The sequence below is a fragment of the Leifsonia naganoensis genome (assembly GCF_013410615.1).
Lineage (GTDB): Bacteria > Actinomycetota > Actinomycetes > Actinomycetales > Microbacteriaceae > Leifsonia > Leifsonia aquatica.
On sequence record NZ_JACCHJ010000001.1, the window covers coordinates 833,270 to 852,941 of the forward strand.

Annotated in this window: 16 protein-coding genes; 3 read left to right on the forward strand and 13 right to left on the reverse strand. The window is 69.8% G+C overall.

The genetic code is table 11. The features are described from left to right. Positions 1-14: 14 nt before the first annotated feature. Entirely contained in the window at positions 15-830 is an 816-nt protein-coding gene (locus HNR14_RS03995; RefSeq protein WP_179699981.1) for a helix-turn-helix domain-containing protein, read from the forward strand. Continuing rightward, positions 827-1,672: an aminoglycoside phosphotransferase family protein gene (locus tag HNR14_RS04000; protein ID WP_179699982.1), complete on the forward strand. Its 846-nt coding sequence runs from the start codon at positions 827-829 to the stop codon at positions 1,670-1,672. Before HNR14_RS03995 ends, HNR14_RS04000 begins: the two co-directional genes overlap by 4 nt. Here HNR14_RS04000 and HNR14_RS04005 read toward each other — a convergent pair. Genes HNR14_RS04005 through HNR14_RS04015 form a run of 3 tightly spaced genes read right to left on the reverse strand, consistent with a single transcriptional unit; the run spans position 1,665 to position 4,759 of the window. Then, positions 1,665-2,561, reverse strand: a complete 897-nt coding sequence (locus HNR14_RS04005; protein ID WP_179699983.1) for a carbohydrate ABC transporter permease — start codon at positions 2,559-2,561, stop codon at positions 1,665-1,667. The genes HNR14_RS04000 and HNR14_RS04005 overlap by 8 nt on opposite strands. Further along, the gene (locus HNR14_RS04010) at positions 2,558-3,511 is read right to left on the reverse strand and encodes a carbohydrate ABC transporter permease (protein WP_179699984.1); all 954 of its coding nucleotides are present in this window, start codon (positions 3,509-3,511) and stop codon (positions 2,558-2,560) included. The genes HNR14_RS04005 and HNR14_RS04010 overlap by 4 nt, the downstream gene beginning before the upstream one ends. Before the next feature lie 6 nt (positions 3,512-3,517). Next, the gene (locus HNR14_RS04015) at positions 3,518-4,759 is read right to left on the reverse strand and encodes an extracellular solute-binding protein (protein WP_179699985.1); all 1,242 of its coding nucleotides are present in this window, start codon (positions 4,757-4,759) and stop codon (positions 3,518-3,520) included. 376 nt (positions 4,760-5,135) lie between these two features. Between HNR14_RS04015 and HNR14_RS04020 the strand changes: the two genes are divergently transcribed. Further along, a complete protein-coding gene (locus HNR14_RS04020; protein ID WP_179702525.1) occupies positions 5,136-5,921 on the forward strand; it encodes a DeoR/GlpR family DNA-binding transcription regulator in 786 nt (261 codons plus the stop codon). Between the two features lie 34 nt (positions 5,922-5,955). On the opposite strand, the gene HNR14_RS04025 is transcribed toward HNR14_RS04020, so the two are convergent. The 10 genes from HNR14_RS04025 to HNR14_RS04070 all read right to left on the reverse strand — a co-directional run bounded on the left by HNR14_RS04025 (position 5,956) and on the right by HNR14_RS04070 (position 19,646). Then, on the reverse strand, positions 5,956-7,764 hold the full coding sequence (locus tag HNR14_RS04025) for a helicase HerA-like domain-containing protein (RefSeq protein ID WP_179699986.1): 1,809 nt from the start codon (positions 7,762-7,764) through the stop codon (positions 5,956-5,958). 33 nt (positions 7,765-7,797) lie between these two features. Beyond that, complete coding sequence (locus HNR14_RS04030) at positions 7,798-9,069, reverse strand: saccharopine dehydrogenase family protein (protein ID WP_179699987.1); 1,272 nt, start codon at positions 9,067-9,069, stop codon at positions 7,798-7,800. Between the two features lie 99 nt (positions 9,070-9,168). Beyond that, positions 9,169-9,906, reverse strand: coding sequence for a phosphatase PAP2 family protein (locus HNR14_RS04035; protein WP_179699988.1), 738 nt, complete (start codon positions 9,904-9,906; stop codon positions 9,169-9,171). Positions 9,907-10,005: 99 nt separating this feature from the next. Beyond that, positions 10,006-11,235 carry a Bcr/CflA family efflux MFS transporter gene (locus HNR14_RS04040; protein WP_179699989.1) on the reverse strand — a complete coding sequence of 410 codons (1,230 nt, stop codon included), beginning with the start codon at positions 11,233-11,235 and terminating at the stop codon, positions 10,006-10,008. Positions 11,236-11,519: 284 nt separating this feature from the next. Continuing rightward, positions 11,520-12,734: an ROK family transcriptional regulator gene (locus HNR14_RS04045; protein ID WP_179699990.1), complete on the reverse strand. Its 1,215-nt coding sequence runs from the start codon at positions 12,732-12,734 to the stop codon at positions 11,520-11,522. Between the two features lie 16 nt (positions 12,735-12,750). Next, positions 12,751-14,994: an alpha-xylosidase gene (gene yicI / locus HNR14_RS04050; protein ID WP_179699991.1), complete on the reverse strand. Its 2,244-nt coding sequence runs from the start codon at positions 14,992-14,994 to the stop codon at positions 12,751-12,753. Between the two features lie 2 nt (positions 14,995-14,996). Further along, entirely contained in the window at positions 14,997-15,896 is a 900-nt protein-coding gene (locus HNR14_RS04055; protein WP_179699992.1) for a carbohydrate ABC transporter permease, read from the reverse strand. Next, positions 15,896-16,855 carry a carbohydrate ABC transporter permease gene (locus HNR14_RS04060; RefSeq protein WP_179699993.1) on the reverse strand — a complete coding sequence of 320 codons (960 nt, stop codon included), beginning with the start codon at positions 16,853-16,855 and terminating at the stop codon, positions 15,896-15,898. Before HNR14_RS04060 ends, HNR14_RS04055 begins: the two co-directional genes overlap by 1 nt. Positions 16,856-16,927: 72 nt before the next feature. Next, entirely contained in the window at positions 16,928-18,238 is a 1,311-nt protein-coding gene (locus HNR14_RS04065; RefSeq protein WP_179699994.1) for an ABC transporter substrate-binding protein, read from the reverse strand. A 184-nt stretch (positions 18,239-18,422) separates the two neighbouring features. Next, entirely contained in the window at positions 18,423-19,646 is a 1,224-nt protein-coding gene (locus HNR14_RS04070; protein ID WP_179699995.1) for an ROK family transcriptional regulator, read from the reverse strand. Positions 19,647-19,672 lie beyond the last annotated feature (26 nt).

Here is a 19,672-nt window from a genome sequence, read left to right on the forward strand (position 1 = left end):
GAAAGTATGGCAGCGTGAGTCCGCACACCGCCGCCGTGCCACGCAGCAACGGCCTGCTCACGCGCACCGGCGACGAGCCCGTGCGGATCGGCCGGGTGTTCCCCGGCGACGCGGCGAGCGCGTTCGTCCGACACTACTGGCTGCCGCGCTGGACGCTGCCGGAGGGACGGATCCTGCGCCCGCAGGTGCTCGAGTACCCGACGGCGAACCTCGTGATCGAGCCCGACTCTGCGCTGCTCCACCGGGCGAGCCGGGGCGCGAGCGGTCGCACCCTGCGCGGGTCGGGATGGGCGTTCGGGATGCTGCTGCGCCCGGGTGTCGCGCGCGGCTGGACCGGCGCCTCCCTCCGCTCGCTGCCCGCCGCGGTGCCCGCGGGAGAACTCGCCCTCGACGGGCTGGATGACCTGCTGCCCGTGGTCCGCGACGCGATGGCCGACGGCGACGACGCGAGCGCGGTCACCGCCGTCGAGAGCTGGCTGGGCGGCCTCCCGGTGCCGGGCGAGGAAGCCCGGCTCGTCGACGAGGTCGTCGCAACCGTGGAGGACGACCGCGAGCTTCGCCGCGTGGAGGACCTCGCCGCGCGTTTCGGCCTCGGCGTCCGGCACCTCCAGCGCCTGGTCGCCGGGCACATCGGCTTCGGCCCCAAATGGCTCATCCAGCGCTACCGGCTGCAGGAGGCCGCGGCCGCTCTGCGCTCGACCGAACCTCCCGCGCTCGCCACACTCGCGCTCGACCTCGGATACGCGGACCAGGCGCATTTCAGCCGGGAGTTCCGGGCCGTGATCGGTGCACCGCCGGGCGCGTACGCCGCGCGCGAAGGAGAGCGATGAGCGACGCGCTGCTCGCCGGCTGGCGCGAGCGCTGGGCGCTGACCCCGGACGGCGACCCGTTCGTCACCCCGTCGAGCGCCCTGCAGCCGGTGCGCCGGGATGGCCGGCCGGCGTTCCTCAAGTGCGCCCTCGTCGACGAGGAGGCCGCCGGCGCGCACGTGCTGCGCTGGTGGTCCGGTGAGGGCGCGGCGGAGGTGCTGGAGTTCGGGGACGACGGGCGAGCCGTGCTGCTGGAGCGCGCGGAGGGACCGCGGTCGCTGATCGAGTTGGCGCGTTCGGGTCCGGCGGGCGACGACGACGCCACGCGCATCCTGTGCCGCGCCGGCCGTCGCCTTCACACCGCGCGTGCCGACGGCCCGCCGGCGGGGCTGCATCCGCTCGACGAGTGGTTCCGTGAGCTGTTCGAGCAGGCCGCCGACCGGCCGGACGACCACGACGGGCTCTACCCAGCGGCCGCCGCCGAGGCGCGGGCGCTGCTCGCTCATCCCACCGCCGACGTCGTCCTCCACGGCGACCTGCACCACGGCAACGTGCTCGACTTCGGCGAGCGCGGCTGGCTCGCGATCGACCCGAAGCCGCTGCACGGCGACCCCGCGTTCGACCTGCTCAACATCCTGTGCAACCCCGACGCCGCGATCGCTCTCCGCCCCGGCCGCCTGGAGCGCACGGCCGGGGTGATCGCGGCGGAGTCTGGCCTCGACGAGCCCACCCTCCTGCGCTGGGCGCTCGCCTGGACCGGACTCTCCGCGGCCTGGAGCGAGCGGGGCGGGGAGGAGGCGCCGATCGCGATCGGCGTCGGTCAGCGCGTCCGCACCCTCCTCGGAGTCCGACCCCTCACTTGACGCTGCCGGCGGTGAGGCCGCCGACCAGGCGCTTCTCGATCAGCGCGAAGAGCACCACGACGGGGATCACGGCCACGACCGAGACCGCGAACACGTACTGCCACGCGGCGTCGTACTGACCGACGAACTTGGTCAAGGCCACCGACAACGGCTGGTTCGCGTCCGTGGACAGGATCACCAGGCTCGCGGCGAACTCGTTCCACGAGGCGACGAAGGTGTAGATGATCGCCGTCACGATGCCGGGCCACACCAGCGGGAGCTGGACGCGGAAGAGCACCGTCCACTTGCCGGCCCCGTCGAGCTGCGCGGCCTCGTCCACCTCCTTGGGCACTCCGGCGAAGAAGGTGTGCATGATCCAGATGGCGAACGCGAGGTTGAACGCCGCGTTGATGAGGATCATGGCCAGCCAGGTGTCGTTGATCCCGAGCGCGACCATCTCCTTGAACAGGCCCGTCGCGAGCACCGTGGGCTGCAGCATCTGCGTCACGATCACCAGGAAGAGGAACACTCCGCGACCCGGGAACCGGAACCGCGCCGTGTAGTACGCGGCGGGCACGCAGACCACGAGCACCAGCAGTGTCGCGAACACCGAGATCACGATGGTCGAGATGAGGTTGAGCGGGAGCGGCGTCTCCGGCGTCGACCACATCGTGAGGTAGTTCTCGGGATGCCACTGGTCGGGCAGATAGGTCGGCGGCACCTGGAGGATGTTGTTCCGCGACTTGAACGAGCCGACCAGCATGATCAGGTACGGCGCGATGAAGACGAGGGCGATGACCACCCCGGCGAGCGTCTTGCCGACGACGCGCCCCGGGGAGCCCGAGAGGCGGGAACGACGGCGGCGCACCGGCGGAGCCCCCGCCACCAGAGTCGGGGCCGGCGCGGTCATGCGACCTCCCTCATCGGCTTCACGATCCACAGGTACAGCGCGACGACGACCAGGACGATCAGGAAGTTGATCACGCTGAGCGCGCTCGACAGGTCGATGCGCTGCTCGTTCTGCAGCAGCTTGAAGACGTAGGTCGTCGTCGTGTCGGCCTTGTAGCCGGGGATCGAGCCCGTCATCAGCTTGAGGATCGGGAGCGAGTTGAACACGTTGATGATGTTGATGAGCGCCGCCAGGGCGATCGCGTTCCGCAGGTTCGGGAGGGTCACGCCGAAATAGGAGCGGGCGGCGCTCGCCCCATCCACCTTCGCCGCCTCCAGCATGTCGCCCGGGATGCCGGCGAGCCCCGCCAGGATCGTGTAGGTCGTGAACGGCAGCGACACGAACACCGCGATGCCGATCGAGGAGATGAACGCCGGCACCGGCTCCTTCGTGAAGCCGAACGGCTCCGCGAGCAGGTGGATGTCGACGAGGAACTTGTTGATGATCCCGTAGAAGGGGTCGAGACCGTACACGAACACGGTCGTCGTCATCACGACGCTCGCCGCCCACGGGACGATGATCGCCATCCGCACCCAGCGGCGGCCCGGGAAGTTCTTGTCGAGGAACTGGGCGAGCGCGAGCCCGATCACCACGGTGATCGCGACGACGGCGACGACCCACACGAGAGTGTTCAGCAGGATGCCGGGAAGCTCCGGGCGGGAGAGCACCGTCAGGTAGTTCTGCAGCCCCACGGAACCGTGGTCGACGCCGGCGATGGAGATCTTCCGCGTCGAGTTGAAGATCATGTAGCCGGCCGGGAACAGCACGATCCCGAAGATCAGGAGGAGTGCGGGCAGCGTCCACGGCACGGCGTGGAGCAGGTCGGACGCGCCGGAGCGCCTCGGTGGGGACCCGCGACGGGGGCGGCCGGAAGCCGCCCCCGCGCGCGTCGACTCAGCGGTGCTGGTCATCCGGGATTACTGGCCGTCGGCCTTGGCCTGGATGGACTTCAGCAGATCCGCCGGGACCGCGCCCTGGCCGAGCTGTCCGATCTGGCTCTGGATCGCGCCCTGCGCGGCCGACCAGTCCGGGTTGGTGGACGGGTAGAACTTCGCGTCCGGCAGCAGGTCGAGGAACGGCTTGATGGTCTCGTCCGAGGCCATCTCCTTCGCACCCGACTTGGTCGTCGGCAGGAAGCCCTCCGCGCCCACCCACTTGGTGTAGACGGCGGGCGAGTAGAAGTAGTCGAGGAACTTCGTGATCGCCGCCTTCTTGTCGGTCTTGTTCTTGAAGGCCATCAGGTGGTCGGCGACGCCCAGGGTGAAGGAGGAGCCGTCCTTGGTCGGGATGGGCGCGACACCGTAGTTGAGCGACGGGTTCTTGTCCTTGATCTGCCCGACCGTCGGCGGGAGGCCGACCTGCATGCCCAGCTGCCCCTGGATGAAGACGTTGAGCAGCGGCGTGCGGTTGGTCGAGCCCGGGTTCGGCTCGGTGTAGCCCTGGTCGATGATCTTCTTCATCTCGGTGGCGCCCTCGACGTTCTGCGAGCTGTCGATCGTGAGCTTCTTGGCGTCGCCGTAGCCGCCGCCTGCTCCGTAGAACCAGATCGCCGTCTCCGCCTGCGCCTCCTCGCTTCCGAGCGGCATCCCGTATGCCGTGACCCCGGCGGCCTTGAGCTTGCCCGCGTCCTCCTCGAACTCGGCCCACGTCTTCGGCGGGGCCGAGATGCCGGCCTTCGCGAAGTCGTCCTTGTTGTAGAACAGGGCGCGGGCGGAGGCGATGAACGGGAGGCCGTACTGCGTGCCGTCGATGCTCGCGTTCTTCTTGAACGCGTCCTGGAAGTCGTCGAACGTCGAGGCCGAGACGATGTCCTTGGCGGGATAGAGCAGGTCGTCCGCCGCGAATCCCGCGAACGCGTCGATGTTCAGGATGTCGGGCTGCTTCTGCGCCTGGATGCGCGTCTTGATGACGTTGTTGATGTCCGTCCAGGACTCCACGTCGAGATTGACCTTGATGTCGCTGTTCTTGGCCTCGAAGTCCGTGATGATCTGCTGCCATTCGGCCTTCGTATTGTCCGAATAGCTCGCCACCATCAGGTCGAGCGTCTGCGCGCCGCCGGACGAGCCTCCCGACCCGCCGCTGAAGCCGCAGGAGGCGAGTGTCATGGTGGTGACGGCGACGGTCGCGACCGCCGCTCCCCACCGGAGTGACTTCTTCATTGACTTCCCCACTTCTCGAAGAAACACGTGCCGATACTGCTGAGGTGCCTGCGCGTCAATGCGGAGCCGTTGATGTTTATTGACGTGTTCCCGTGGGAAACAAGCACTTTCACTCAATGGATGCTGGCGATCATGCCCCTTTCGGGGGCAGGACGTCAAGCATCGAGCCCGAAATGGAGATGATCGAATGTGATCACTAGACAACGGCTTCGATCATGCGGAATCATTGCCAGAGACATTCGCGCAACCGCCCGACGGCGCAGGACAGGAGCGGCCCGTGACACGCTCATCCACCGCCGGGGCGCACGAGGACGACGGCGCGCTCGCGCTGTCCGGCCCGGCGCGGCCGGGCGAGCGGAGCCGCGAACGCACGGCGATGAGCAGAGCCCAGCGACTCGGCGCCGTCCTCGACCTCTTGGCCGAGACCGGCCAGGTCGAGGTGGAGGACATCGTCACGACGCTCAACGTCTCGGCGGCGACCGCCCGCCGCGACCTGGACGCGCTCGCCTCGCAGCAGATGCTGACGCGCACCCGCGGTGGGGCGATCGGCCAGTCCGTGGCCTACGACCTCCCACTCCGCTACAAGCACGATCAGCACGCCGAGCAGAAGATGCGCATCGCGCAGGCGGCGAGCGCCCTCGTCCCCCGCGGCGCCGTCGTCGGTCTCTCCGGCGGCACCACGAGCACGGCGATCGCGACCGCACTGGCCTCCCGCTCCGACCTCCTGGAGCCGTCGCCCTACCCGAACCTCACCGTCGTCACCAACGCGATCAACATCGCCGCGCAACTCGTCATCCGCCCGCAGATCAAGATCGTCGTCACCGGGGGCGTCGTCCACTCGCGTTCGTACGAGCTGGTCGGCCCTTACACCGACGCGGTCCTGGAGAAGATCACCATGGACGTCGCGTTCATCGCCGTGGACGCCATCGACCCCGTCATCGGGCCGACGGTGCACGACGAGGGCGAGGCGAGCGTCAACTCCCTCATGGCCCGACGCGCGACGCGGGCCGTGTTCGTCGCCGACTCGTCGAAGATGGGCCGGACAGCCTTCGCCACTGTGACCGGACCCACGAGTCTCACCACACTCATCACCGACACCGGCATCACCGACGAGCAACGCGCCGCGTTCATCGAACGCGGGTACGAGATCATCGTCGTCTGAGACGAGGTCCCGGGGGCTGCGAGGAGCGGCGCGGCTAGCGTCGCTTGCGCGTACCGAAGATCCCCTCCACCACGCCCGTGAGGATGTCGCGGGTCGCCTTCGAACCGAGGACCTGCTCCAGCACGTTGGGGGCCGGCTTGGAGGTCGTGCGGCGGGTGGTCCGGGTGGGCGAGGTGCTCTTGAGGATGCGCTCGTACTCCTTCTGCGCGGCGGCCTGTGCCTTCGCGTCGGCCTTCGCCTGTGCTGCTGCCGCCTTCTCCGCGGCTGCGGCGGCTTCCGCCTGGGCCTGGGCCTGCGCTGCCGCGTCGGCGGCGGCCGCGGCGGCGTCGAGCTTGCGGGCGAGCTGCTCTCGCGCCGAGTCGCGATCGACGGGAGTGCCGTATTTCGCCTGCAGCGGGGAGGCGGCGACCGTGGCCTCCAACTGCGCCTCCGGGGCCGGCGACATGGATCCCTGCGGTGCGCGCAGCCGGGTCCAGGCGACCGGGCTGGGCGCGCCCTTCTCGTTCATGACGGTGACGATGGCCTCCCCCGTGCCGAGGGACTGCAGCACCTCGGCCAGGTCGTAGCCCGACTTCGGGTAGGTCGACACCGTCGCCTTGAGCGCCTTCGCGTCGTCGGGCGTGAAGGCGCGCAGCTGGTGCTGCACGCGCGAGCCGAGCTGCGCGAGCACGTCGCTCGGCACATCCTTCGGCGTCTGCGTGACGAAGAAGATGCCGACGCCCTTCGACCGGATGAGGCGCACGGTTTGGGTGATCGAGGCGATGAAGTCCTTGGAGGCTCCCTTGAACAGCAGGTGCGCCTCGTCGAAGAAGAAGACCAGCTTCGGCTTGTCCAGATCCCCGACCTCCGGCAGGTCGTTGAACAGGTCGGCGAGGAGCCACATCAGGAACGTCGAGAACACGGCGGGCTTGTCCTGCACGCCGGGCACCTCCAGGAGGCTGACCACGCCCGTCCCGTCCGGCGCGACCCGCAGGAACTCGGCGGTGTCGATCTCGGGCTCGCCGAAGAACGCCTCGGCGCCCTGGTCGGCGAACGCGATCAGCTCGCGCAGGATGACGCCCACGGTCGCGCTCGACAGGCCGCCCAGCCCGGCGAGCTCGGCCTTGCCGTCGTCGCTCGTCAGGTAGGTGAGCACGGCGCGGAGGTCGGCGAGGTCGAGCAGCGGGAGGCCGGCCTGGTCGGCGTAGTGGAAGACGAGGCCCAGGCTCGACTCCTGGGTGTCGTTCAGCCCGAGCACCTTCGAGAGCAGCAGCGGGCCAAACCCGGCGACGGTCGCCCGGATGGGCACGCCGCGGCCGACGCCGCCGAGCGAGAAGAACTCGGTCGTGGCCGCGCGCGGGGTCCAGTCCTGGCCGATGCCGCGGGTGCGCTCCAGCAGCTTGTCGTTGGACTCGCCGGCGACCGCGATGCCCGAGAGGTCGCCCTTGATGTCGGCGGCGAAGACCGGCACGCCCGCCGCGGCCAGCTGCTCGGCGAGCACCTGCAGCGTCTTGGTCTTGCCTGTCCCGGTCGCGCCCGCGACCAGCCCGTGCCGGTTGGTCATGGCGAGCGGGATGCGCACGGGGACGTCGGCGATCGGGTCGCCGTTGACGAGCGCACCGATCTCGAGCGCGGGTGCGTCGAAGGCGTACTCGGCACGGACCGCGGCGACGGCGTCGGCCGAGAGCGGGCCGGCCGCGGGTTCGGCAGAGGCAGTGGATGCGGGCGGTGCCGCCGGTGCCGCCTGCGCCGCCTCCTGCGCGGCAGCGGCCGCAGCCGCCGCCTCCTGCGCCTTGCGCAGCGCTTCCTCCGCCTCGGCCTGCAGCTTCGCGGCGGTCTCCGCCAGCGCTTCAGCGTCGCTCATGCGGCTCAGCCTACTGACGGGCCGGTGCGCCGCCTAGCGTGCTTCGCGCATCCCCCACGCCTGCCCGTAGCCGCCGTCGTGCTCGGGCCGTTCCATGAGCTCGAGGAACGGCCGCGCGGGGAACGCCTCCGGCCCGAGCACGCCCGTTCCGCGCCAGGCCCCCTTCGCCAGCAGCTCGAGCGCGATGACGGGGTTGAGCGCGGTCTGCCAGACGACGCACTGGCAGTCGTACTCGCGCATCGTCCATTCGTTGTCGCTGACGTGGTACAGATAGACCTCGCGCGGGGCGCCGTCCACGCCGATGCCGGTCACGTTCACACCGGCACAGGTCTTCCCCGTCATCAGCGGACCGATCGTCGCCGGGTCGGGCAGGGCAGCGGCGACGACATCACGCGGCGCGACCTCCGCCGGGCCGCCGGCGCTGCGCACGCGGACCGGCGTCGTGGAGTCGAGGCCCAGCAAGTGGAGGGTCTTCAGCACGCCGATGAACTCCTCCCCCAGCCCGTACTTGAACGTCACGCGCTTCGCGTCGAGCCAGCGCGGCATGAGCAGCACCTCCTCGTGCTCGACGTTCACGCACTCCACCGGTCCGATGCCCTCGGGGAAGTCGAAGACCTCCGGCTCGCTGAAGGGCGGGGTGGTGAACCATCCCGTGTCCTTCTCGAAGACCACGGGCGGGTTCAGGCACTCCTCGATGGTGGTCCAGATCGAGAACGACGGCGCGAAGATCTCGTTGCCGGCCTCGTCGCGCACCACGAGATTCGCGCCGTCGCGGGTGCCGAGCTCGCCGATGGATGAGAACAGCTCGTCGGCGGCGTAGCGGGCGAAGACGTCCGAAAGGCCGGGCTCGACCCCCATGCCGACCAGGGCGAGCCGGCCGGCTGCCTCCCAGTCGCCGCGCAGGGCGAACTGGTCGTCGCCGAGCTTCACGCCCGTCTTCTCGTAGGGGTCGGTGGGATGCGGCTCCGACAGGCTCATCGCCATGTCGAGGTAGTCGGCTCCCGCCGCGAACGCGCCGGCGAAGATGGTCGGCACGAACTTCGGCTCGACCGCGTTCATGACGTGGGTCGCGCGGTGCTCGCGCGCCACGGCCTCCACCGAGTCGGGGTCGGAGGCGTCGATCGCGGCGGTGCGGAAGCGGGACGCCACCTCCTCACCGTGCCGGGCGCGGATCCACCCGACCGTCCGCTCGGCGCGCGCGACGTCGTAGTCGCTCACGGTGATGGTGTCGTAGAACGTGCGGCGCGCGGCGATCTTGGCGATGGCGTCGCCGACGCCGCCCGCGCCGACCAGCAGAATCCTCATGGCCGCCACAGTACTGCCCGCTGCGCCTCCTCGGGTCTGTGAAGTTCACGACGTGGCGCCCATTCGGGCGCGAATGGGCGCCACGTCGTGAACCTCGGCCTATGGGGTCGGGGAGGTGGAGGAGGGGGTGCCGGGCGCGCGCGAGCGCAGGAAGGGGTGCGGAAGGGTGCGCTCACGGGCGAGGCGGTACGCGAGCGGCGCCCACACGATGACGGCGACGGCGGCACCGAGCAGCAGCCCGCCGACCGTGTCGCTCATCCAGTGGGCGCCGAGATACGTGCGGCTGACCGCCATGAGCAGCGCCCACGCGACGCCCAAGCACCAGACCCAGACGCGCGGGAAGAGGATGGCGAGCACGACCACCATCGTCGCCGCGTTCGCCGTATGCCCCGACGGGAATGAACCCGCGTCGGCGTTCACCAGGATCTCCGTCGGCCGCGCTCGCCCGACCGTGTGCTTCAGCACTTGGACGAGGACGACCGACAGGATGCTGGCCGACGCGAAGAACAGCGCTCCCCACGGCCGTCGGAACGCGAGCAGCAGCAGCACGATCACTACAGGGATCACCGCCGAGCCGACGATCCCTCCCCCGGCGTAGTTGAAGAAGAGAGCCGGCCCGAGCCAGAAGGGCGAGCGGTGCTCGACGATCTCCTGCATCCACTCGAGGTCGAGGGAGAACGGCTCGGTGGGGCGGAATGCGATGATCGCGCCGAGACCGAGCACGAGGAGCACGGCGACGGAGGCCGAGATCACGGGCCAGAGGCGACTGATCCGAGCGGCCTGCCGCAACTGCTCGTGCTGGGTGGCCGGGGCGTCTGGCTGGTCGTCCGCATCCATCGCCCCACCGTACCCGCGAAACCTGACACGAGAGGTGAGTGGTTGCGGGTGCGGGCGCCCCCGCACCCGCAACCACTCACGTCTCGCGGAACGGGGAGGCTAGTGCGCGAGGGCGGGGACCGTGCGCGGGCGCACGATCAGCCAGAGGGCGCCGATGGACACCAGGGCGCAGGCCGCCATCACGTACCCCATCGGCGCGGCGCTGCCGACGCCCAGGATGCCCACGATCGGCGAGACGATGCCCGCGATGCCGAAGTTGAGCGCGCCCAGGAGGCTGGCCGCGGTGCCGGCTTCGTGGCCGTGGTTGTTGAGCGCCAGCACCTGCACGCACGGGAATCCGAATCCGCAGGCCGCGATGAAGAACCACAGCGGGATGGCCGTGCCCCAGAGGCCGACGTGCGCCTGGTCGAGCACCACGATCACGACGGACGCGACGAACATGACGACGGTCGAGACGGCGAGGATCCACTGCGGGCCGACGTACTTCGTGAGCCGCGCCGACGACTGCACGCCGATGATGATGCCGATGGAGTTGACCGCGAAGAGGAGGCCGTACTCCTGGGCGTTGAACTTGTAGATCTCCTGGAAGATGAACGAGCTCGACGACAGGTACGCGAACAGTCCGGTGAAGTTCGCGGCGCCGACGATCGCGATGCCGACGAAGACCCGGTCGGAGAGCACCGCCTTGTACCGCTGGCGGACGGTCGAGTGCCCGGCGTCGTGGCGACGCGCCTTCGGGAGGGTCTCGACGATCCAGAGCGAGACGCACACGATGACGAAGAGCCCGTAGAACGCGAGTACGACGAAGATGCCGCGCCACGGCATCACGAGTAGCAGCCACGAGCCGATGACGGGGGCGAGCACCGGGGCGAGCCCGTTGACGAGCGCCAGGCGGCTGAGCATGCGCACGAGCGGACGGCCGCCGAACAGGTCGCGGACCATCGCCATGGCGACGACACCGCCCGCCGCCGCGCCGATCCCCTGCATTGCGCGGGCGACGCCGAGCAGCTCGACGTTCGGCGCCACCGCGGCGCCGAGGCAGGCCAGGATGTGGACGGCCGTCGACGCGATCAGCGGGGTGCGCCGGCCGATCTTGTCGGACCAGGGACCGACCAGGAGCTGCCCGAGACCGAACCCGATGGTCGTCGCGGTGAGCGTCAGCTGGATCGCCGCGGTCGACACGTCGAAGTCGGACTGCAGCGTCGGCAGTGCCGGCAGGTAGGTGTCGATCGTGAACGGCCCGAGCGCGGTGAGTGCGCCGAGGATCAGGATGTACGCCAGGCGCTGACGGCCGGAGAGGGAGTCGCCGGGATGCACGACGGTGGTCACGAAGAAGGTCCTTGCTGGGTCGGAGGTGCGGGGTGAGGTGGCGCACGGGCGGCGGACGCACGAAGAAGCACCGCGCTGCGTTCACGCGGTGCCGGTGTCGGTCGAAGCCGGGAATCGAATCGATTCGACTCGGCGACACCATTCATCCTATCGCAGGCGGGTGCCCGATGTTACCGTGCGCATCCCCCGCATTCCGGGGGTGGAGGCGGCCATCGTTTCCGGAGTTCTGCACGCTAGCGGACGGCGTGTTGCGTACAGAAGTCCGGAACGGATGGCGGCGAGGCTCAGGGGGCGGGAGGGGCGGGAACTGGGGCGGGGGCAGGCGCAGGGGCGGCGAGGAGGGGGCCGAAGGCCAGCTCCGCCGCGCCGATCATGAGGATGTCGCCGCCGAGCTCGGCGCGCACGATCCGCAGGCGCTCGGCGCTGGCCGCGAGCGCCTGATCCGAGACGAGCTGCGGCAGGCGCTCGGGCGCCAGCGCGTGGAGCGCGCCGAGGAACCCGCCGAGCACGATCAGCTCGGGCGCGAAGACGTTCGTGGCGTTCCGCAGCGCCGTGGCGAGGAAGCCGAGCTGCCGGTCGACCTCGGCCGTGACCGCGGTGTCGCCTGCCGCGACCGCCGCGGTCAGCGCGCGCGAGAGCTCCTCGCCGTCGGCGGCACGCATCCCGAGCACGCCGAGCAGGGCGCGCTGGCTGACCTCCGTCTCGAGGCACCCGATCGCGCCGCAGTGGCAGCGGATGCCCGCCGAGTTCACAAGGGTGTGCCCCAGCTCCCCCGCGTACCCGCTGATGCCGGTCAGGGGCTCGCCGCGGACGATGACGCCCGCGCCGATGCCGGACGCGCCGCCGTTGAGGTAGACCACGTCGGATGCGCCGCGCCCGGCCCCGAAGAGCCGTTCGGCGTTCGCGCCGAGGCTCGCGTCGTTCGCCGCGAGCACCGGGTAGCCTGTGGCGGCCGCGAGCTCGGCGGCGAACGGCTCCTCCGCCCACTCCAGGTGCGGGGCGAGGCGCACGACGCCGTCCTCCTCCCGCACGAGCCCGGGGACGGCGACGCCGATGCCGACGACGCGACGGGCTGCGGCCAGGTCGGGCCGCAGCCCGTCGATCACCGCGGCGGCGATGGCGGCGGCCTCCTGCGCGGTCGGCACGTCACCGGTGGGGAACCGCACCCGGCGGTGGACCGTGGCGTCCAGCCCGACGACGCCGACGGTGACCGCGTCGATCTCGGGATTCACGGCGAGCGCGACCACGCGTCCGTCCGCGGCGACGACCGGCGACGGGCGCCCGACGCGGTTGCTGGTCTCCGGATCGCGCTCCCGCACGAGGCCGTACTCCACCAGCTCGGCGACGAGCGCACCCGTCGTCGACCGGTTCAGCCCGGTCGCCTGGGTGAGCGCCGAGCGCGCCAGGGGACCGCCGCGGTGCACCATCCCGAGCACGGTGGAGAGGTTGTGCCGTCGCACCGTGTCGAGGTTCGTCCCCGCCGTCGTGTTGCCGTTCATGGTCCCGAGTACTGTATTACAGCTCGGCGCGACCTCCGCTGGACGCGACGGTGCGACCGGTCGCGACATCCCGCAGCGTGAAGGGATGCGCCTCCGGACCGGATGCCCGCAGCGCGTCGCCCGATCGCATGACCGCGTACTCGGCGACCTCGCCCTCCGGCGTCGTCACCGTGACGATGCGCGTCGTGTCCGGCCCCGGATAGACGGCCAGCGTCAGCCCCTCGCGGTAGTCGTAGTCGGGGCGGTCGTCGCGCGCGCCGAGCGGGAGCACGGCACCCTCGCGCACGTAGAGCGGGAGGGTGTCGAAGCCGTGCGTCTCACGCCTCCAGCGGCCGCCCTCCACCTGCTCGCCCGAGAAGAACTCGGTCCATGTCCCGGCCGGCAGGTAGAACTCGACGTCGGCCGGTGAGAACACCGGGGCGACGAGGAGGTCACCGCCGAGCAGGTACTGCCGGTCGAGGTGGTCGACGGCCGGGTCGCCGGGGAACTCGAGCTGGAGCGGTCGCATGACGGGCGTGCCTCGCAGCGCGGCCTCCTGGCCCGCGGCGAACAAGTACGGCATGAGCCGCAGCTTGAGCGTCGTGAACCGGCGCGTCACCTCGACCGCCTCCTCGTCGAACGCCCACGGGACGCGCACCGAGTTGCTCCCGTGCAGGCGCGAATGGCTCGACAGCAGCCCGAACGCGGTCCAGCGCTTGAAGACGCCGGGATCGGGGGTCCCCTCGAAGCCCCCGATGTCGTGGCTCCAGAAGCCGAACCCGCTGAACGCGAGGGAGAGGCCGCCGCGGAGGGTCTCCGCCATCGACTCGTACGACGAGGTGTTGTCGCCGCCCCAGTGCACCGGCATGGCCTGGCCACCCGCGGTCGCCGAGCGCGCGAACAGCACGGCGTCGCCGGCACCACGCGCCTCCTGCAGCACCTCGAAGACCGCCTCGTTGTACAGCTGGGTGTAGAGGTTGTGCATCCGCTCGGGCGACGAGCCGTCGAAGTACGCCACGTCGACCGGGATGCGCTCCCCGAAGTCGGTCTTGAAGCAGTCGACGCCCTGCGCGACCAGGCGACGCAAGTGGTCCTGGTACCAGCGGGTCGCGTCCGGGTTGGTGAAGTCGACCAACCCCATCCCGGCCTGCCACATGTCCCACTGCCAGACGTCGCCGTCCGGTCGCCGTACGAGGTATCCGGAGGCCGCGGCCTCGGCGAACAGGGGCGAGCGCTGGCCGATGTACGGGTTGATCCACACGCTCACGCGCAGGTCCTTGCCGTGCAGGCGGGCGAGCATCCCCTCCGGGTCGGGGAAGGTGCGCGGGTCCCACTCGAAGTCGCACCAGTTGAACTCGCGCATCCAGAAGCAGTCGAAATGGAAGACGGACAGTGGGAGGTCGCGCTCGGCCATGCCGTCGATGAAGGAGGTGACCGTCGCCTCGTCGTATGCGGTCGTGAAGCTCGTGGAGAGCCAGAGCCCGTAGGACCACGCCGGCACGGTGGCGGGCCGGCCGGTCAGGGCCGTGTACCGCTCCAGGATCTGCTTCGGCGTCGGCCCGTAGATCAGGTAGTACTGGAGGCTCTCGCCCGGCACCGAGAACTGCACGCGCTCGACCGATTCGGAGCCGATCTCGTACGAGACGTGGCCGGGGTGATCGACCAGCACGCCGTAGCCGCGGTTGGTCAGGTAGAACGGGATGTTCTTGTAGGCCTGCTCGCTCGAGGTTCCGCCGTCGGCGTTCCAGATATCGACGGTCTGGCCGTTCTTCACGAGCGGACCGAACCGCTCCCCCAGCCCGTACACCAGCTCGCCGACGCCGAGCGACAGCTGCTCGTGCACGTAGGTGCCGTCTCCCGCGACCGTCATGTGGGCGAGCGACTTGCGGCCGCTCGACGTGAGCACGGTGTCGCCGGCCGAGAAGGTGAGCGACCAGGGCGCCCCGCGGCGGACGGTCGCGACGAGGTCGCCGGCGCGCAGCCTCCCGCTCTCGTCGTCGACGACCACCTCGACGTCGCCCTCCTCGGCGGCGAGCGTGAACCCCCGCCCGGCGCCTGCGCCCTGCCAGTGCTCGACCCGGACGCCGATCACGTTCGGCATCGGCGAGTGGAGGGTGACGGTCAACGTCGGCCTGTTGAGGGTGTCCCCCCGGCGCTCGATGACCGTGCCGGGGGCGGTGACGGTGACGGTGCCGTCGCCGGCCTCCACGTCGTACGCCTCCTGGGCGTAGACGGGCGTGACGCCGTCGCGGAGCTGCCAGAATCCATCGGTGAACTTCATTGCTACTTGACCGCTCCTGCTGTGATGCCGCGCGTGAGAGTGCGCTGGAAGATGAGGAAGAAGACGAGGGTGGGGATGAGGCCCAGCAGGGCCGAGGCGGACGTGGTGGTCACATCCATCAGCCGGTCGCCCTGCAGCGCGCTGATCGCGACCGGGACCGTCTGGTTGTCGTTGGAGACCAGGAACGTCAGCGGGATGAGGAACTCGTTCCACGTCCAGATGAAGAAGAAGATCAGCAGTACGCTCAGCGTCGGCCGCGAGATCGGCACGACGACGCGCCATAGGATGCGCCAGCGTCCGGCGCCGTCGAGCGACGCGGCCTCCAGCACTTCCTTCGGGAACGTGCCGTACACGCTCGACAGGAGGTAGGTGCCGAACGCGCTCTGGATCACGGTGAAAATGATGATGACGCTCCACACGTTGTCGTAGAGACCCACCTGCTTGAACATGAAGTAGAGCGGGTACAGCAGGGACTCTTGCGGCAGCATGTTCGCGAGCAGGAACAGGACGATGATCCACGTGCGCGCCTTCACGCGGCCGATGCCGAGCGCGTACGCGTTGAGCACGGAGATGATGACCGCGAGGATCGAGACGACGCCCGAGATGAAGATGGAGTTCCAGAGCTTCTCGGGGAAGTTCACCCGGTTCCAGAAGTTCACGATGCCGTCCGTGTAGAACGTCGTCGGCAGCTGGAGCGGCCCGCCGGAGTTGTAGTCGGCGGGGCTCTTGAACGAGTTGAGCACGATCAGCAGGAACGGGAACGCGATCCCGACGCCGATCAGGACGGCCACGACCAGGATGATCCAGTCGGTCACGGTCTTCTTGGGCTTCTGCCGCTTGAGCGTGCGCGGGGCGGCGGGCGTGGGAGCGCCGGTGCGGGGGCGGTCGACGGTGGTGGACATCAGCTCTGGGCCTCCCGGCGCTCGGCTCGGTTCTGGGCGACGATGAAGAGGATGGACACGACCACGATGACGATGGTCAACGCGGTCGCGATCGTCGCGCCGTATCCCACCTGCTGGCTCTGGAAGAACTCGCTGTAGGAGTAGTAGCTCGGCACCATCGTGGCGGTGCCGGGGCCGCCGCGCGTGAGGGTGTAGACGGGGCCGAACACCTTCAGGGCCGCGATGGTGCAGGTGAGGGTGACGACGAAGATCTCGGGCCGGATGATCGACACCGTGATGGCGCGGAACCGCTGGAACCAGTTGGCCCCGTCGAGCTCCGCCGCCTCGTAGAGCTCCGGGTCGACGCGCTGCAGGGCGGCCATGAAGATGACGACCGGGTAGCCGAGCTGCACCCACACCATCACCGCCATGATCGACGCGAGGGCGGTGTCCGGGCTCCCGAGCCAGTTGTGCTGGAGGTCGCCCAGGCCGATCGCGGCGAGGATCGTGTTGAGCGCGCCGTTGTCCGGGCGCAGGATCCAGCCGATCACGATCGCGGCGATGACCACGGGGAGGATCTGCGGGAGGTAGTAGGTGGCGCGCAGGAAGCTGGCGAACCGGCCGCCGAACTTCTTGCCGATCAGGTCGAACAGCATCGCCGCCAGGATGAGGCCGACGAGGGTGGGGATGACCACCATCGCGACGATCATCGCGATCGAGTTGCCGAACGAGGTCCAGAACTTGTCGTCCCCGAAGAGCCGGACCCAGTTGTTCAGGCCGATGAACTTGGGCGGGCGGATGCCGCGGTAGCTCGTGAAGCTGAGGTAGATGTTCCAGACCAGCGGGATCAGGACGATCACCGCCAGCAGGACGAACCCCGGCAGCAGGTACCACCAGAACGATCCGCGCCCGCTGCTGGGCAGCAGCGAGTCCCCGCCGCGCTTCCGCGTCGTCGCCGCGCGCACGTCGACTGCGACCATGCGTTGCTCCTTGCTGTGTGCCGTCGCGGGGCCGGCCTCCGTCGAGCGGACGGCCGGCCCCGCGACGGGTGGTTACTGGTTGACGATCTGGTCGACGCCGTCCTGGTACTCGCTGCCGAGCTCCTTGTTGACGGCGGCCGGGTCCTTCGTCCCGTTGATGAGCTCCTGCAAGCCGGCGTTCAGCTGGTCGTAGAAGGTCGGGGTGGGCCAGTCGGGGTAGTAGGCGATGCCGTCCTCACCGGTCAGGGTGTTGAAGTTGGCGATCAGCTCCTTCGACTTCTCGTCGGTGATGTCGCTGGTCTTCGCCGCGACGGGCACGCCGCCGTTGTTGCCGATCAGGGCCTGGATCTTGTCGCTCATCGTGATGTCGATGAACTTCTCGGCGAGGCCCTTGTTCTTGGCGTTCTCGGGGATCACCCACATGTTGCCGGCCGATCCGGGCGACAGCTTCGTGCCCGGGTAGAGGAAGGTGCCCCAGTCGTAGCCGGTGATCTCGGACTGGAACCGGCCGTACCACCAGCTGCCCGAGAAGAAGATCGGGTACTTGCCTGCGATGAAGGCGGTCCCGGCGTCTTCGGCCTTCAGACCGGAGGCGTCCGTGGAGATGTAGCCCTTCTGCACCCAGTCGTCGACCGTCTTGGTGGCGGAGGAGAGCTCGGGGCCCTGCCAGTCCACCTTGCCCTTGTAGAGCTGGTAGTCGTCGACGAAGGAGCGGTCGGCCTTCGTCAGCGCCAGCTGGTACCAGAGCTGGCCGAGCGGGTACTCGGCGGCCGACTCGGCGAGCGGCGTGATTCCGTTGTCCTTGAACTTCTGGAGCGCGGCGACGAAGTCGTCCTGCGTCTTCGGCACCTCGATGCCGTACTTCGCGAACATGTCCTTGTTGTAGTAGACCTCGACGTACTCGCCGTAGTTCGGGACGCCGTACCAGGAGCCGGAGCCCATGATGCCCTTGTCGTCGTACCGGGCGGTCGTCTGGAGGCTGGTCGCGAGCTTCTTGTCCCAGCCGTATTTCTTCACCGCGTCGTCGAGATTGGTGAGGAGGCCCTGGCTGGCGAGCAGACCCGCGGTCGCGTTGCCCTTGTTGTACTCCAGGATGTCGGGGGCCTCGTTGGAGTTGAGGACCTGGGAGGCCGTGGAGCGGATCTGCTCGAAGGCCTTCGCCTCGAACTTCACCTTCGCCCCGGTCTCCTTCTCGAAGTCGGCGATGGCCTGGTTCCAGGCCTTGCCCATCGCCGAGTCCTCGCCCTCGTAGTGCCACAGGGTGAGTGTCTTGCCGGTTCCGTCCGTGCTGTCGGATCCGGGCTCCGACGTGCCGGAGCAGCCGGCCAGCAGCAGCGCGCCCGCGGCCAGAGCGGCGCCGAATGCGAGGTGCCTCTTGCGCATCGTTTACCTCCTTGTAGTGGAGTGGGCGCGCGTCTGCAGGCCTCGCAGCCACTCCGATGCATTTTGTTGGTGACCACAACATAAAGGAGGCTGGGACGGATTGCAAGCGCGAATTCTGCCCAGAAGGGCCGATACGGTGCCTTGAACGATTTAGTTCACGAGCGCAACAATGCCCGCGCGGGCGTCACGCAGCGAGCACGTGCGCCGGGTCGGCGATCAGGTCGGAGAAGACCAGTTCCGCCGCGCCGATGAGCATCTGGTCGGTGCCGAGCTGCGCCTCCGCGACCACCACGCCGTCCCGTGACGAGTGGATGACGCCATCGAGGAGATCCGCGGAGCCGTGGGCCAGCGCCGCCCGGTGGAGCGCGGCGAGGAACCCGCCCAGCACCACGACGGACGGGTTGAAGACGTTGACGGCATTGCGCGTCGCGATGCGCAGGGCCTCGTACTGGGCGGCCACGACGGCGCGAGCGCTCGGCTCGTCGGAGGCGACCAGTTCGTCGGCCAGCGCGGCGGCGTGCGCGGAGTCGAGGCCGACCGCCCCGAGGAGCTCGGCCTGGGTGACCTCGGCTTCGAGGCAGCCGCGGGCACCGCACGAGCAGGCCCGGCCGTCCGAGCGCACGAACGTGTGCCCGAACTCCCCCGCGTAGCCGGCCGCCCCGGTGAGCAACCGGCCGCCGCTGATCGCGCCGCCGCCGATCCCGGAGGCCCCGCCGATCAAGTAGACCAGGTCGTCGATGCCGCGTCCGGCGCCGAAGGCGCTCTCGGCGCGCAACCCCAGCACGGCCGCGTTCGCCGCCCAGACCCGGAGCCCGGTCGTCTCGGCCAGCATCCGCGCGAGCGGTTCGTCGACCCAGCCGAAGTGGGTGGCCTCCCGCACCATGCCGTCCGAGAGCCGCACCTGGCCGGGCACGGCGACGCCGATGCCGGCGATCCGCACGCCGGTCTCGCCTGCAAGCATCCCGGCGATGCCGGCCGAGGCCAGCGCGACGGTCTCGGCGACGCTCCGTGCCGAGGCCGTCTCGACCCGGATCCGCTTGAGCACCCGGCCGCCGAGACCGACGAGACCGACGATCACGGCATCCACCTCCGGGTTCACCGCGACCGCGGCGACGCGATCCGACACCCGCACGAGCGGGCTCGGCCGGCCGCGCGGGGCGGGAGCCCCGGAGCCGGCTCCGGTCGGTGGCGTCTCGTCCACCTCCACGAGCCCGAGGCCGGAGAGCTCACCGACCAGGGCGCCGACCGTCGAGCGATTGAGCCCGGTCAGGCGCGTGAGGTCGCTGCGCGAGAGCGCGCCCTCGCGATGCACGAGCCCGAGGACGGTCGCCAGGTTGCTCCGGCGCAGCGCGTCCGTGGCGCCGCCGGAGGCGTGGCGCACGGTGCTGAGCTCGGAGGCCGTCGACATGATCCGACAATAGCCCCGGAGGGTCC